Below are 13,544 nucleotides of genomic sequence, written 5' to 3'. Positions count from 1 at the left end.
CACGATGCCCACCTCTACCAAGCGCGCAGCACCCGATGCATGCAGCCTTCTCGATACGGACCACCGCAACGTCAAGAAGATGTTCAAGGAGTACGAGGAACTGACCCATTCGCGGGCTGCCGGCGCGCAGCAAAAAAAGCGCGAACTGGCCAACCAGATCTGCATGGAACTGACGGTGCATGCGCAGATCGAGGAAGAAATTTTCTATCCGGCCCTGCGCGAAGCGCTCAGCGAAACCGATCTTCTCGACGAAGCCGAGGTCGAGCATGCCAGCGCCAAGGAGCTGATTGCGCAGATCGAAGCCGCGGCCGACGTGGACGACAAGTTCGACGCCAAGGTCATCGTGCTGGGTGAATACATCGATCACCATGTGAAAGAAGAGCGCAACGAGATCTTCGTCAAGGCGCGCGCGGCCAGGGGTCTCGACCTGATGGCCATGCGCGAGCAGCTTGCGGCCCGCAAGGAAGAGCTGATGGAAGAACTCACCGGCGTGGCCGCCTGAGCACGGACTCGGGTTCCCTCGCTGCAAGTCCCTCGCTGCCCGGCCGCCTGCCGGCCGGGCGCATTGCTTTCCCCTTCGCCTTGGAGGTCCCATGACAAATCTCGTCTCCCGGCTGTTTCCCACGGCGACCAACATGATTCGCCTGGATCACACGCACGTGCTTTCCACTTTTCACCAGTACAAGGCAAGCGCACCGGCCCGAGTGAAAAAGGGCTTGGTCAACACCATTTGCACCGCGCTCGAAATCCATGCGCAGCTCGAAGAAGAAATTTTCTATCCCGAAATGCGCAAGATCGACGATGAGCGCATCACGAAGGCCATCGACGAGCACTCCGAGATGCGCCGGCTCATCGGGCTGCTTCGCGCCATGGAGCCGGAAGCCCGCGACTACGACGAAACGCTGTCGGCGCTGATGCGCGACGTGATGCATCACGTGGCCGACGAGGAAACCATCTTGCTGCCCGCAGCCGAAAAGCACCTGGAGGACAAGCTCGGCGATCTGGGTGCGCAAATGACCAAGCGCAGGCTGCAGCTTGCCGGTCCGCGCACGGGCGAGATCGCGCTCGACATGGGGCGGGCGGCTTCCGGCAACACGGCCGCCATCGCCATGGTGGGGCTGGCGGCGGCAGGGCTTCTGCTCGCGCGGCGTTCCGGCCACCTGCGCTGGCACGCGCGCGCCTGACCGCGCGCGGCCTCCGAAACCTTCACGCCCCAAGGAGACGGCGCCATGCCCGAAGACGCGAACATTCCGCTGCCTGTCGCGCCCGAGTCGCCGCGCGCGGCTTTTCAGGCACTGGCCGAGCGGGTGGGGGTTCTGGCGCCCGGGGCACCGCTGTCGGACGAACTCATGAAATTTGCCGAGGGCGTGCTTCGGCTGGCGGCCGAGGGCAAGGTTCCGCGCGAGCGCTGAACCGCACAGGCGGAAGCCGGCGATAAAAAAGCGGGTCCTCGGACCCGCTTTCAGCGCTTTTTCATTCAGCTACTCGTTTCATCGGCTGTTCTTGTGGCTTTGGCGCCCGGCCTCGGCGTGCTGCGCCGACGAGCCGCCGCGCGTTCCGCTCGACTCGCTGCCACTGTTCTTGTGGCTCTGCTGGCCTGCGCGAACGTGCTGCTCGTGCGAGCCGCCCCGGTTGCTAGAGCCCGAGTTCTGGGTATGTTGGTTGTTTGTTGGCATATGGCTAACTCCTTGAGATATTGCGCATGGCACCATTGCCTTGCACAAAATCCAGTCTAGGGAGGGCGCGCGGCGCCTGTGTAGGACTCATGGCAATGCCCAAGCCGGAACGTCCGTAGTCGGGCGCCGGGGTGATCCCACGTCTTCCTACAGCAGGTCGCGCAGGCGGTAATACATCATTCCCAGCACGAGCGCGGGGGTGCGCAGCAAGGTGCCGCCAGGAAAGGCGTGGTGCCCGATGCGGGCGAACAGGTCGAAGCGCTCCGCCTGTCCCGCAATGGCCTCGGCGGCGAGCTTGCCCGCCATGCCGGTGAGCGCAAGGCCATGGCCGGAGAAGCCTTGCAGGTAGTAGATGTTGGAACCGATGCGCCCGAAATCGGGGGCCTTGTTCATGGTGATGTCGACGAAGCCGCCCCATGCGTGGTCGATGCCCAGGTCGGAGAGCTGCGGAAACACCGCGAGCATGCTCTTGCGGATTTTCTCGATCAGGTTGCGCGGGGTCCGCGCGCTGTAGCTGTCGCCCGAGCCGAACAGCAGCCGGTGGTCGGCGCTCAGGCGAAAGTAGTCGAGCACGAAGTTCGTGTCCGACGCGGCGGGCCTGCCGCGCATGAGCGCATCCGCGCGCGCCTTGTCCATCGGCTCGGTCGCGATCATGTAGGTGCCCACGGGCATGATGCGCGACGACACCTCCGGCGCCACGTCCCCGCCGTACTCGGCCAGGTACACGTTGCCGGCCAGCACCACGAAGCTGCACCGCACCTCGCCCTGCGCGGTCTTGACGACGGGCCGGGGTCCGCGTTCGATGATCTGCGCGGCCGAGTTCTCGTGCAGCTGCGCGCCGGCGGCCCGCGCCGCGGACGCCAGGCCGAGCGAATATTTCAGCGGGTGCAGATGGCCCGAGAACGCATCGAAGGCGCCGGCGTCGAAGCGCTTGCTGTCCACCCACTGCGCCACGTCGCCGGGCGACAGCCATTGCAGCGGATAGCCGTGGACCCGGCCCACGTGGTCCATCCAGCGGCGAAGCGCGCGCGACTTCGACGGTTTGACCGCCAGGTTGAGGTAGCCGGGCTGCCAGTCGCAGTCGATGGCATGGCGAGCCATGCGGTCGCGCAGCAGGTTCAGGCCTTCGACCGAGATGTTCCAGGCACGGCGCACGTCTTCGGCTGGAAACTGTTTCTCGATGGCTTCTTCGCCGTCGGAGCCGAAGCCGACGATCGCCTGGCCGCCGTTGCGGCCCGAAGCGCCCCAGCCGACGCGCTGCGCCTCGAGCAGCACCACGGCATAGCCGCGCGAAGCCAGCTCGAGCGCCGCGGAGAGCCCCGCGAGGCCGCCGCCCACCACGCAGACCTCGGCGGTGGCAATGCCTTCGAGCGGACGCGCGGCTTCGAACCGTTCGGCGCGCTGCACGCTCGCTTCGTAGTAGGAGTTCTCGACGACGCCGAGTTCTTTGCGCAGCAGCAATCAGGCCACCCGGAAGTTGAGGAACTGCCAGGGGTCCTCTTCATCCTTTTCTTCGTTGAAGAGCGGGCTGCGGTCTTTCAGCGGCGTCCAGTCGCCGTACACGCCCACCACCTCTCCGAGGTAGGGCGTCGCGGCTTCCAGCACGACGCGGTGATCGAGATCGTCCGGCTCGACCAGGCCGGCATCGGGATTGCGCAGCGCCCACGACATGCCGCCGAGGATGCCGGCCACCACCTGCAGGCTCGTGGCGCTGTTGGCGGGCGCCAACTCGCGCGCCTGCTCGATCGTGAGCCGCGAGCCATACCAGTAGACCCCTTTGGAGTTGCCCATCAACAGCACGCCGAGCTCGTCCATGCCTTCGACGATTTCGTCGCGGATGATTTTCTGGCGGTGCTGCAGCTGCCAGTTCTTGCCCGCAACCTCGTGCAGCGAAAGCACCGCGTCGTCGCAGGGGTGGTAGGCGTAGTGCACCGTGGGGCGGTACACCACCTCGCCGTCCTTGCGCAGCGTCAGGTGGTCGGTGATCGAAATCGATTCGGCGTGGGTGACCAGAAAGCCGTGGTACGGGCCTTCGAGCGGCGTCCAGCTGCGCACGCGCGTGCCGATGCCGGGGCGCCCGAGGTAGATGGCCGCGTCGCTGCCGAAGCCATGCCGCGCGGCATCGACGGGCCAGTGCCGCTCGTGGGTTCCCCATCCCAGCTCGGCGGGCTGCAGCCCCTCGTCGACGAAGCCCTGCACCGACCAGGTGTTGACGAACTCGCCCCGTTGCTTGCGCTGCTTCGCCACCTGGGTGTCGCGTTCGGCGATATGAATCACCTTGATGTCGAGCTGCTTGGCGAGCGCCGCCCATTCCTCGTAGCTCGAGGGCATCGACTCGAGCTGGGTATGCGTATCGGCGGCGATGTTCAGCAATGCCTGTTTGAGCAGGGCCGAAACCAGGCCCGGATTGGCGCCTTGCGTGATCACCGCCGTGGGGCCGCTGCGCTTGTCGAGCCGATACGCCAGCAGTTCCTCGCGCAGGCTGTAGTTCGAGCGGCGGGAAGGGGGAAGGCCGGGGTCGTCGTAGCGGCCGCTCCAGGGCTCATTGCAGGTATCGAGATAGAGGGCGCCGCGTTCGCGGCAGAGCTTGATGAGCGCAAGGCTCGACACATCGACCGACAGGTTGACCAGGAAATCGCCTTTGTTCACCAACGGCTCGAGCACGGCGGCGAAGTTGCCTTCCTCGAGCCGGGTGGGAATGACTTCGACGCCCAGCTCTTTGGCCAGGCCGCTGCGGTCTTCGCCGGCCTTGACGATCTTGATGTCCGAAGCCTTGAGGCCGAAATGGCGCAGCAGCAGGGGCAGCAGCGCCTGGCCGATGGAGCCGAAGCCGATCATCGTGAGCCGGCCGTCGAGACGCGCCAGCAGTTCGTTCTTCTTCGTCATACGCAACCTCGCTGTGCGGCGGCAACCGAGCCGCCCGAGTGTCTGGTTTGCTCCGTTTTCTTGCCGGAAAATGCAGCCGCACGGCGAATGGGCGCGTCAGCTTGCCTTTGCCGATGGTGTAGGAGAGCTCCATGAACGCGCCGCTCGGGCTCATGGTAGAAAGCCGCCACCTTGCGCGCGTTGCGCATCGCATCGACCCGATGACAGAAGACTCTTACTCCCGAATTCCCGTCATGGCCACCGGCCCGCGCCTTCCCCGGCTGTTGTGGCTGCTGCTCGGCCTTGCCTTGTTGTTCATGGGCGGCTGCGCAGGCCTGCCGGCGAGCGTGGAGCGCAAGCCGTCGGTCGCCATCACGAACGGCGCGGACACGACGCTGGGGCGCCTTGTCACGGCGGCTTCACCGCCGGGGCAGGCGCTGAGCGGCTTTCGTCTGCTGCCGATGCCGCAGTTCTCGCTGCATGCGCGCATCGAGCTCGCGCAGCGCGCCCAGCGTTCGATCGACGTTCAGTACTACCTGGTCCAGAACGACGAAACCGGCCGGTACCTGCTGCGCGCATTGCGCGATGCGGCGGAGCGCGGCGTGCGCGTGCGGCTGCTGGTCGACGACCTCTATACCGCGGGCGCCGACCCGCTGTTTGCCGGCTTTGCGGCGCACCCGAACGTCGAGGTGCGGATGTTCAATCCGTTTCCCGCCGGGCGCGACCACCTGGGCACGCGCTGGGCCGCGTCGCTGCTCGACTTCGACCGCGTGCACCGCCGCATGCACAACAAGCTCTTCGTGGTGGACAACGTCATGGCGGTGATGGGCGGGCGCAATATCGCGAACGAGTACTTCCTGCGCGACGGCGGCTCCAACTTCATCGACATCGACACGCTGGTGGCCGGCACGGTGGTGCCGCGGCTCTCGTCGCTGTTCGACATGTACTGGAACAGCCCGTATGTGTATCCCCTGGAGTCGCTGGTGTCGAACGCCGGGGCCACGCCGCAGCAGCTGCGCGAACGCTTCGAGCAACTGACCGGCGGACCGGACACGCTGCACCCCGGGCCACTGGTTTCCACCGACTTGCTGGGCAACAACGCATTGGCCAAGGACCTGGACGAAGGCGCGCTGTCGCTCGTCTGGGCGCGCGCCGAAGCCTATGCCGATGCGCCCGCCAAGGCATTGGGGCCGACCGACGAGGCCCGCGGGCTGCCGGCCGACGAATCGACCGACAGCGTGCTCTACAACGTGCGGCGCTACATACGCGACGCGGAGCACGAGGTTCTGCAGACCACGCCGTACCTGATCCCGGGGCGCGGCGGCATGGAGTCGATCCGCCTCGTGCGGCAGAAGGGCGTGAGCTACACCATCGTGACCAATTCGCTCGCGGCCACCGACGAATCGCTGGTGCACATCGGCTACCGGCGCTACCGGCCCGAGATGCTGCGGCTCGGCGTGGCGCTCTATGAATTGAGCCCCAAGCGCGTGGAGGAAACCAAGCGCTTCGGCATGTACGGTTCGGCGAGCGGACGGCTGCACGGCAAGTCGGCCGTGATCGACCGCAATATCGTCTTCATCGGCTCGATGAATTTCGACCCGCGCTCGATGCTGCACAACACCGAGATCGGCCTCTTCATCTTCAGCCCGCAGATCGCGCAGCAGCTCACCAGCCTGATCGGTTTCATCCGGCTCGACGGTGCGTATCAGCTGCAGCTGGGGCCCCGCGGCGGCATCGAATGGGTGAGCCCCGCATCGGGCGACGCTGCCGACACCATCCTGCATGTGGAGCCGGAGACGGATTTCTGGTCGCGCTGGAAGCTGGAGCTGTTCGCGCCGCTGGTGCCCGAGAGCCTGCTCTAGCGCGGCCCGGTAGAGGGCGCGGGCCTGTTGCTTGCTATTGCTGCAGGCGCCCGCTCAGGTAGGGCTCGGGATCGACGGCGGTGCCGTTCTTGCGGATTTCGAAATGCACCTTCACGCGGTCGGCGTCGCTCTTGCCCATTTCCGCGATTTTCTGGCCTTGGCGCACCACCGCGTTCTCCTTGACGAGGATGGTTTGCGCGTGGGCGTATGCGGTCAGGAAGGTCTCGTTGTGCTTGACGATGACCATGTTCCCGTAGCCGCGCAGTTCGCTGCCCACGTACACCACGCGGCCGTCGGCCGAGGCGACGATGGGGTCGCCGAGATTGCCCGCGATGTCGAGTCCCTTGCTGCGCACGCCGTCGAAGCGGGCAATGGTGGAGCCGCTGGCGGGACGGATGAACTGGGCCTGCGGCTGCTGGACCGGCGGTGGAATGTTCACGCCCGGCCGAACAGGCGGTTGCGGCGTGGTGCAGGCTGCAAGGCCGGCCGCCACGAGGAGCGCGGCGCCGGTACGGAAAAGGATGGTTTGAACGTGCATGACTCTGTTGGAACGAATTCGTTGCTGAGGGTTCCTTCGGCTCGGCGCGCCGGGCGAGCCACCTCGCGCATGCTAGCAAACCCGCGGGAGCCGGCGATGCGGGCGGGTGAAGGAGGCGAAGCGGCTGGCCGGCTTTGGATCTGGCTCCGGATCTACTTGAGAGGAATAGGGGTGCCGCGGTCGATCGGCACCGCCGTCACGCTGTTCTTGGGCGAGCCGTCGATCAGCAGGTCGGAATAGGTGAGATAGACCAGGGTGTTGCGCCTGGCATCGACCATGCGCACCACGCGCAGCCGCTTGAAGAGAATCGACAGCCGCTCGGTGTACACCTCCTCGCGCTTGGGCAAGGGCTGCGTGATGCTGACCGGACCGACCTGGCGGCAGGCAATGGAAGCTTCGGACTTGTCTTCCGCAACGCCGAAGGCGCCGGCCAGGCCGCCGGTCTTGGCGCGCGAGACGTAGCAGGTCACGCCGCTGACCTTGGGATCGTCGTAGGCCTCGACCACGATCTTGTGGTCGGGGCCGATGAGCTTGAACGCGGTGTCGACGTCGCCCACTATTTCTGCTCGTCCCGGCGAAGCCAGCGCAAGGCCCAGGCCGACGACAACGGTGGATGCGAGCGCTGCGCGCAGGAGCGCGGGCGCGCGTTGTGCCTGGATGGTCATGTGTTTCAAACGATGCTGAGTTCGTGCACGCGGTCGAAGCTGCCGCGCCGCCGGTCTTCGAAGAAATGTTCCAGCGCCTCGCGCACAGTGCGAAAGGCGATTTCTTCCCACGGAATTTCTTCCTCGGTGAAGAGCCGGGCCTCGATGGTTTCGTGGCCCGGGTCGAAGCGGTCGTCGAGCAGGCGGGCGCGGTAGAACAGGTGCACCTGGCCCACGCGCACCACGCTGATCACCGCATACAGGCCCTGCATCTCGTAGTGGGCGCCAGCCTCCTCGTCGGTCTCACGGGCCGCGCCCTGGGCCGCGGTTTCGCCCAGCTCCATGAAGCCCGCCGGCAGCGTCCACTTGCCCCAGCGCGGCTCGATGTTGCGCTTGCACAGCAGCACCTTGTCGCCGAGGACGGGAATGGTGCCCACCACGTTCAGCGGGTTCTCGTAATGAATGGTGCTGCAGGCCGGGCACACGGCGCGTTCCTTGGTGTCGCCGTCGTCCGGAACGCGGTAGACCACCGCGGTGCCGCAGTTCTTGCAGTGCTTGATGGGGACGCGCAGGATCATTGGAGCGTGGCGTGGGGCTTCAGATGACCTTGACGGTCAGCTTGGGCAGGCCGGCCACTTCGCCGACCAGCGTGTCGCCCGCCACCACGGCCGCCACGCCTTCGGGCGTGCCGCTGTAGATCAGGTCGCCGGGCTGCAGCTCCCACGCGGCCGACAGGTGCTCGATGGTCTCGGCCACGTTCCAGATCAGCTTGCTCACCGTGCTGCGCTGGCGGTCGGTGCCGTTCACCTGCAGCGAGATCTCGGCGTTCTCTGCGTCCCCGGCTTGGGCCACCGGCACGATGGGGCCGATGGGTGCGCTCTGCTCGAAACCCTTGCCGATGTCCCAGGGGCGGCCCTGCTTCTTCATCTCGCCTTGCAGGTCGCGGCGCGTCATGTCCAGGCCGACGGCGTAGCCATAGATGTGCTTGTGCGCATCGGCCGCCGTGATGTTCTTGCCGCCGGTGCCGATGGCCACCACGAGTTCGATCTCGTGGTGCAGGTTCTTCGTGAGCGTGGGGTAGGCCATGGTGCCGGTCTGGCCCGCATCGACCACCACCAGCGCGTCGGTGGGCTTCATGAAGAAGAAGGGCGGTTCGCGGCCGGTGAAGCCCATTTCCTTGGCGTGATCTTCGTAGTTGCGGCCCACGCAGTAGATGCGGTGCACCGGAAAACGGGCCGGCTGCCCGACGACGGGAATCGAAACGGTCGGGGGCGGGGCGAAAACAAACTCGGAAGCCATTGCGTCTGTCCTTTTCAGCGGAACGGAGAAAAACGGCAGTGTGCCAGAGGTGGGGCAGGGCATGCCGCAGGGCCTGGCTCGGGATGGTCGGGCGGCTCACAATAGGCGCCCGCGCTATTTCCTCGATCTTCCCCGATCTCCTCCCAGCACACCATGCCTCTGCGAATCAGCAAAGCCGGCAAAGCCACGGCCTACAACGAACTCGGCCGCCGGCGCGACGACGAGGGCGACCAGGACGGCGCCCTCGAGGCGTATGCCCAGGCGAGCGCGATCCATCCCGGATGGGCAGTGCCTTGGTACAACGCCGGCCTCATCCACAAGTACCGCGGCGAATGGGCTGCCTCGCTGCAGGCCAACGCGCGGGCCGTGCAGTGCGAACCGGGCTACGAGGGCGCGCTGTGGAACCTGGGCATTGCGGCCACCGCGCTGGGCGACTGGGCCACGGCACGCCGCGCATGGCGCCAGTACGGCATCGGCATTCCGGACGGCGAAGGGCCGGTCGATTATTTCGTCGGGCTCACGCCGATTCGCGTGCACGGCGACGAGGGCACCGAGGTGGTCTGGGCCGACCGCATCGATCCGGCGCGGGCCATCCTGCGCAACGTGCCCACGCCCGCCTGCGGCCACCGCTATGGCGACCTGGTGCTGCACGACGGCGCGCCCAATGGCTACCGGCTGCGAGGCGAACGCGAGGTGGCGGTGTTCGATGCGCTGGAGCTGATTGCGCCGTCGGAGCACGCGACCTACGAGGTTTCGGTGGAGGGCGTGAGCTCGGAGGACATCGAGGCGCTGGTGCAGCGCTTCAAGACCGTGGACACCTTTGCCGAGAACTGGACCGACAGCATGGAGGTGCTCTGCCGCGCATGCTCCGAAGGCCGTCCCCATGGCGAGGGCAGGCACAACCACGGCGAGGGCGAGGCGGCCGGCACGCTCGGGCCGTGGCGACTGGGCATCGCCTCGCGCGAGGAGGCCGGAGCGCGCCGCATTCTCGACGAATGGCAGGCCGCAACCGCGCCGAAGGCCGTGCTGCACGGCTTCCGCTGCGTGCTGCCGGCCCCCCGGCGTTGCTGACCGAAGCCCCGTTGCCGGCGCACAGCGGCGCTATCCTTGGAAACATCATGAAGCTGCATAACTACTTCCGCTCCTCCTCGTCGTTCCGCGTGCGCATCGCGCTCAATCTGAAGGGCCTGGACTTCGACTACGTGCCGGTGCACATTGCCCGCGGCGACCATCGCACGGGTCCCTATTCGGCGATTTCGGCCGACATGCTGGTGCCGCTGCTCGAAGACGAGGGCGAGCGCTTTTCGCAGTCGATGGCCATCATCGAATACCTCGACGAAACCCACCCCGAGCCGCCGCTGCTGCCGCACGACCCGGTGGGCCGGGCGCATGTGCGCGCGCTGGCCCAGTCGATTGCCTGCGAGATTCATCCGCTGAACAACCTGCGCGTGCTCAAGTACCTGGTGAAGGAGCTCAAGCTCGACGACGAAGCCAAGAACACCTGGTACCGCCACTGGGTGCGCGACGGCATGCTGGCCTTCGAGCGCCAGCTCGCGCAGCACCCGGGCGGCACCTTCTGCTACGGCAACACGCCCACGCTGGCCGACTGCTGCCTGGTGCCGCAGATCTTCAACGGCAAGCGCTTCGACTGCGACTTCAGCGGCCTCCCGCGCACCATGGCCGCCTTCGAGGCCTGCATGAATCTCGACGCCTTCCAGCGCGCCCAGCCTTCGCAGGCGCCCGATGCGGAAGCCTGATTGAGCGCCGCCATGGACCCGCGCTGGCTCGTGCCCGATTGGCCGGCGTCGTCGAACCTGCGGGCGCTGTGCACCACGCGCGGCGGCGGCGTGTCGACCGGGCGCTATGAAAGCCTCAACCTCGGCGACCACGTAGGCGACGAGCCGGCGCATGTCGCTGCCAACCGCGCACGCCTGCGGCAGGCCATCGGCGCGCAGCCGGTCTTCCTGCAGCAGGTGCATGGCAACGGGGTGGTGGCGCTCGAATCCGGCAACGGCCCCTTGCCCGACGGCGCTGCCGCCGATGCCTGCACCACCACGGCGATCGGCCCGGCTTGTACGATCATGGTGGCGGACTGCCTGCCGGTGCTCTTCGCCGACGCGTCGGGACACCGGGTGGCTGCTGCGCATGCAGGATGGCGCGGGCTGGCGGGTGGGGTGCTCGAACACACGTTCAAGAGCTTCGAGACCGGGCCGGCACGTGGCGCGGCCAACGTCATCGCGTGGCTGGGACCCTGCATCGGCCCTGCGGCGTTCGAGGTCGGACCGGAGGTCAAGGCCGCGTTCGAAGCGCATGCGCCCGAAGCTGCAAATTGTTTCAAACCCGCGCCAGCGCCCGGCAAATGGCTGGCCGACCTGCCTGCATTGGCACGCCAGCGGCTGCGCGCCGCCGGTATCGAGGCGGTGTATGGCAACGACGGCGGCGCCGATTGGTGCACCGTCGGCAACGCGTCACGGTTCTTTTCGCACCGGCGGGACGGCATCAGCGGGCGCTTCGCCGCGTTGGTCTGGAAGGTGTGAGCCTTCCTTCGCGGCTGCCTCGCCGGCGGCGGCGCGGCGGGCCGCCTCCTGCGCCTCGGCTTCGCGCTGCTTGACCGCGCGCCGCCGACCGGGGGCACCCATCAGGTAAACCACCAGTGCCACCGGCGCCAATCCGTACAAAAGAAATGTGAAGATGGCGCCCAGCACGGTGCCCGTGGTGTTGGTGGCTTCGGCCACCGCCATCATCACGACAACGTAGAGCCAGCCGATCACGATCAGGTGGATGAACACAGGAAGTTTCAGTCGGTAAGTAGGTGGGCGGCGTTGTGAGCGCCTTGTGAAATGCAGCATACTCAAAACACGAGCAGCCATCCGTACCGACTCAGTCAGGCGAGGACCAGGAGACATGATGAAGCAACCAGCCACCGGGGCCGATGCGTTCGCGCCTTTTCAGCAAGCGCTTTCAGAGGGATGGACCCAGGCGCTGGAGTCGTTCCAGCAATCCGCCGCGCAGGGGGCTTCGGCCTTCAACGTGGGCGGCACGCCGCTGTGGCAGATGCCCCAGGCAGCCAAGATGCCTGATTTGCCCAAGCTCTCGATCGACCCCGAGAAGCTTCAATCCATCCAGCAGCAGTATGTGGCGGAGGCCTCCGAACTCTGGCGCCAGGGCTTGGCCGCCAAGCCCGAAGGCGACAAGCGCTTTGCCTCCGAAGCGTGGGGCAGCAATCCGCTCGCGGCCTTTTCGGCGGCCGTGTACCTGCTCAACGGCCGCACCATGCTGAACATGGCCGAGGCCATCGACGCCGATGAAAAGACCAAGGCCCGCCTGCGCTTCGCCGTCGAGCAATGGATGGCGGCCTCGTCGCCGAGCAATTCGCTGGCGTTGAATGCCGAAGCCCAGAAAAAAGCCATCGAGACGCAGGGCGAGAGCATTGCCAAGGGCATTCAGAACTTGCTGCACGACGTCAAGCAGGGCCACCTCAGCATGACCGACGAGAGCGCCTTCGAGGTGGGGCGCAACGTGGCCACCACCGAGGGCGCCGTGGTGTTCGAGAACGAGCTGTTCCAGTTGCTCGAATACAAGCCGCTCACGGCCAAGGTGTACGAGCGGCCCTTCCTGCTGGTGCCGCCCTGCATCAACAAGTTCTACATCCTCGACCTGCAGCCCGAGAACTCGCTGATCCGCTATGCGAACGAGCAGGGACACCGGGTGTTCGTGGTGAGCTGGCGCAACCCCGACGAATCGCTCGCCAACGCCACCTGGGACGACTACATCGAGAACGCCGCCATCAAGGCGATCCGCACGGTGCAGGAGATCAGTGGCAGCAAGCAGATCAATGCGCTGGGTTTCTGCGTGGGCGGCACCATCCTGAGCACCGCGCTGGCCGTGCTCGCGGCGCGCGGCGAGAAGCCGGCCGCCTCGGTCACGCTGCTCACCACGTTCCTGGACTTCAGCGACACCGGCATTCTCGACATCTTCGTGGACGAGCCGATGGTGGCGTACCGCGAAATGCAGCTCGGCAAGGGCGGCCTGCTGCCGGGCATGGACCTGTCCTCGACCTTCAGCTTTCTGCGGCCCAACGACCTCGTGTGGAACTACGTCGTCGGCAACTACCTCAAGGGCGAAACGCCTCCGCCGTTCGACCTCTTGTACTGGAACAGCGACGCCACGAACCTGCCGGGCCCGTTCTACACCTGGTACCTGCGCAACACGTACCACGAGAACAAGCTCGCGAAGCCCAATGCGCTCACGGTGTGCGGCCAGAAAGTCGACCTCGGCAAGATCGATGTCCCGGCGTACATCTACGGCTCGCGCGAAGACCACATCGTGCCCATCGGCGGCGCGTACGCGTCGACACAGCTGCTGCCGGGCAAGAAGCGCTTCGTCATGGGCGCTTCGGGCCACATCGCCGGCGTGATCAACCCGCCCGCCAAGAAGAAGCGCAGCCACTGGATCCGCGAGGACGGCAAGTTTCCGAAGACGCAGGCCGAGTGGCTGGCCGGCGCGACCGAGCACCCCGGCAGCTGGTGGACCGACTGGGCACAATGGCTCAAGGGCCATGCGGGCAAGCAGGTTCCCGCACCCAAGACCTACGGCAACGGCAAGACCTACAAGGCCATCGAGCCGGCGCCGGGCCGCTATGTCAAGGCGCGCGCCTGAC

At 66.4% G+C, this 13,544-nt stretch carries 16 protein-coding genes; 8 read left to right on the top strand and 8 right to left on the bottom strand.

The features are described 5' to 3' along the window. Positions 1-4: 4 nt before the first annotated feature. The 3 genes from QFZ42_RS14555 (at position 5) to QFZ42_RS14545 (ending at position 1,412) form a co-directional block, all read left to right on the top strand. A complete protein-coding gene (locus QFZ42_RS14555; RefSeq protein WP_307701632.1) occupies positions 5-502 on the top strand; it encodes a hemerythrin domain-containing protein in 498 nt (165 codons plus the stop codon). Between the two features lie 91 nt (positions 503-593). After that, positions 594-1,184 carry a hemerythrin domain-containing protein gene (locus QFZ42_RS14550; protein ID WP_307701631.1) on the top strand — a complete coding sequence of 197 codons (591 nt, stop codon included), beginning with the start codon at positions 594-596 and terminating at the stop codon, positions 1,182-1,184. A gap of 45 nt (positions 1,185-1,229) precedes the next feature. After that, positions 1,230-1,412: an aminoglycoside phosphotransferase gene (locus QFZ42_RS14545; protein ID WP_307701630.1), complete on the top strand. Its 183-nt coding sequence runs from the start codon at positions 1,230-1,232 to the stop codon at positions 1,410-1,412. A 78-nt stretch (positions 1,413-1,490) separates the two neighbouring features. Here the strand turns inward: QFZ42_RS14545 and QFZ42_RS14540 are convergent, their stop codons facing one another. The 3 genes from QFZ42_RS14540 to QFZ42_RS14530 form a co-directional block, all read right to left on the bottom strand. Then, a complete protein-coding gene (locus QFZ42_RS14540; RefSeq protein ID WP_307701629.1) occupies positions 1,491-1,676 on the bottom strand; it encodes a hypothetical protein in 186 nt (61 codons plus the stop codon). 147 nt (positions 1,677-1,823) lie between these two features. Then, positions 1,824-3,137 carry an NAD(P)/FAD-dependent oxidoreductase gene (locus QFZ42_RS14535; RefSeq protein WP_307701628.1) on the bottom strand — a complete coding sequence of 438 codons (1,314 nt, stop codon included), beginning with the start codon at positions 3,135-3,137 and terminating at the stop codon, positions 1,824-1,826. Then, positions 3,138-4,562 (bottom strand): homospermidine synthase, encoded by a 1,425-nt coding sequence (locus tag QFZ42_RS14530; RefSeq protein WP_307701627.1) that lies wholly within the window; start codon positions 4,560-4,562, stop codon positions 3,138-3,140. A 233-nt stretch (positions 4,563-4,795) separates the two neighbouring features. Between QFZ42_RS14530 and QFZ42_RS14525 the strand changes: the two genes are divergently transcribed. Then, a complete protein-coding gene (locus QFZ42_RS14525; RefSeq protein ID WP_307704244.1) occupies positions 4,796-6,403 on the top strand; it encodes a phospholipase D family protein in 1,608 nt (535 codons plus the stop codon). 34 nt (positions 6,404-6,437) lie between these two features. Here QFZ42_RS14525 and QFZ42_RS14520 read toward each other — a convergent pair whose 3' ends face one another. The 4 genes from QFZ42_RS14520 to QFZ42_RS14505 form a co-directional block, all read right to left on the bottom strand. Then, positions 6,438-6,941, bottom strand: coding sequence for a murein hydrolase activator EnvC family protein (locus tag QFZ42_RS14520; protein WP_307701626.1), 504 nt, complete (start codon positions 6,939-6,941; stop codon positions 6,438-6,440). Between the two features lie 152 nt (positions 6,942-7,093). Continuing rightward, positions 7,094-7,606, bottom strand: coding sequence for a CreA family protein (locus QFZ42_RS14515; RefSeq protein ID WP_307701625.1), 513 nt, complete (start codon positions 7,604-7,606; stop codon positions 7,094-7,096). A 5-nt stretch (positions 7,607-7,611) separates the two neighbouring features. Then, positions 7,612-8,163, bottom strand: coding sequence for an NUDIX hydrolase (locus tag QFZ42_RS14510; RefSeq protein WP_307701624.1), 552 nt, complete (start codon positions 8,161-8,163; stop codon positions 7,612-7,614). 19 nt (positions 8,164-8,182) lie between these two features. Beyond that, positions 8,183-8,884: a fumarylacetoacetate hydrolase family protein gene (locus QFZ42_RS14505; protein ID WP_307701623.1), complete on the bottom strand. Its 702-nt coding sequence runs from the start codon at positions 8,882-8,884 to the stop codon at positions 8,183-8,185. A gap of 153 nt (positions 8,885-9,037) precedes the next feature. On the opposite strand from QFZ42_RS14505, the gene QFZ42_RS14500 reads away from it, so the two are divergent. Genes QFZ42_RS14500 through pgeF form a run of 3 tightly spaced genes read left to right on the top strand, consistent with a single transcriptional unit; the run spans position 9,038 to position 11,421 of the window. After that, on the top strand, positions 9,038-9,955 hold the full coding sequence (locus QFZ42_RS14500; RefSeq protein WP_307701622.1) for a tetratricopeptide repeat protein: 918 nt from the start codon (positions 9,038-9,040) through the stop codon (positions 9,953-9,955). A gap of 47 nt (positions 9,956-10,002) precedes the next feature. Then, entirely contained in the window at positions 10,003-10,641 is a 639-nt protein-coding gene (gene maiA / locus QFZ42_RS14495; protein WP_307701621.1) for a maleylacetoacetate isomerase, read from the top strand. A 12-nt stretch (positions 10,642-10,653) separates the two neighbouring features. Next, complete coding sequence (pgeF, locus tag QFZ42_RS14490) at positions 10,654-11,421, top strand: peptidoglycan editing factor PgeF (protein WP_307704243.1); 768 nt, start codon at positions 10,654-10,656, stop codon at positions 11,419-11,421. Here the strand turns inward: pgeF and QFZ42_RS14485 are convergent. After that, positions 11,353-11,673: a hypothetical protein gene (locus QFZ42_RS14485; RefSeq protein WP_307701620.1), complete on the bottom strand. Its 321-nt coding sequence runs from the start codon at positions 11,671-11,673 to the stop codon at positions 11,353-11,355. The genes pgeF and QFZ42_RS14485 overlap by 69 nt on opposite strands. 118 nt (positions 11,674-11,791) lie before the next feature. On the opposite strand from QFZ42_RS14485, the gene phaC reads away from it, so the two are divergent. Next, entirely contained in the window at positions 11,792-13,543 is a 1,752-nt protein-coding gene (gene phaC / locus QFZ42_RS14480; protein ID WP_307704242.1) for a class I poly(R)-hydroxyalkanoic acid synthase, read from the top strand. The last annotated feature ends 1 nt before the right edge of the window (position 13,544 follow it).

The organism is Variovorax paradoxus (assembly GCF_030815855.1).
Taxonomy (GTDB): domain Bacteria; phylum Pseudomonadota; class Gammaproteobacteria; order Burkholderiales; family Burkholderiaceae_C; genus Variovorax; species Variovorax paradoxus_M.
Note: the sequence above shows the minus strand (reverse complement) of the source record. Positions and strands in the feature narration are given on the sequence as shown.

Coding starts and splice junctions, on each gene's coding strand:
- QFZ42_RS14515 (WP_307701625.1), bottom strand. CDS start 7,606: ATGACCATCCAGGCACAACGCGCGCCCGCGCTCCTGCGCGCAGCGCTC.
- QFZ42_RS14555 (WP_307701632.1), top strand. CDS start 5: ATGCCCACCTCTACCAAGCGCGCAGCACCCGATGCATGCAGCCTTCTC.
- QFZ42_RS14520 (WP_307701626.1), bottom strand. CDS start 6,941: ATGCACGTTCAAACCATCCTTTTCCGTACCGGCGCCGCGCTCCTCGTG.
- QFZ42_RS14530 (WP_307701627.1), bottom strand. CDS start 4,562: ATGACGAAGAAGAACGAACTGCTGGCGCGTCTCGACGGCCGGCTCACG.
- QFZ42_RS14545 (WP_307701630.1), top strand. CDS start 1,230: ATGCCCGAAGACGCGAACATTCCGCTGCCTGTCGCGCCCGAGTCGCCG.
- QFZ42_RS14550 (WP_307701631.1), top strand. CDS start 594: ATGACAAATCTCGTCTCCCGGCTGTTTCCCACGGCGACCAACATGATT.
- phaC (WP_307704242.1), top strand. CDS start 11,792: ATGAAGCAACCAGCCACCGGGGCCGATGCGTTCGCGCCTTTTCAGCAA.
- QFZ42_RS14540 (WP_307701629.1), bottom strand. CDS start 1,676: ATGCCAACAAACAACCAACATACCCAGAACTCGGGCTCTAGCAACCGG.
- QFZ42_RS14525 (WP_307704244.1), top strand. CDS start 4,796: ATGGCCACCGGCCCGCGCCTTCCCCGGCTGTTGTGGCTGCTGCTCGGC.
- QFZ42_RS14510 (WP_307701624.1), bottom strand. CDS start 8,163: ATGATCCTGCGCGTCCCCATCAAGCACTGCAAGAACTGCGGCACCGCG.
- QFZ42_RS14500 (WP_307701622.1), top strand. CDS start 9,038: ATGCCTCTGCGAATCAGCAAAGCCGGCAAAGCCACGGCCTACAACGAA.
- QFZ42_RS14505 (WP_307701623.1), bottom strand. CDS start 8,884: ATGGCTTCCGAGTTTGTTTTCGCCCCGCCCCCGACCGTTTCGATTCCC.
- maiA (WP_307701621.1), top strand. CDS start 10,003: ATGAAGCTGCATAACTACTTCCGCTCCTCCTCGTCGTTCCGCGTGCGC.
- pgeF (WP_307704243.1), top strand. CDS start 10,654: ATGGACCCGCGCTGGCTCGTGCCCGATTGGCCGGCGTCGTCGAACCTG.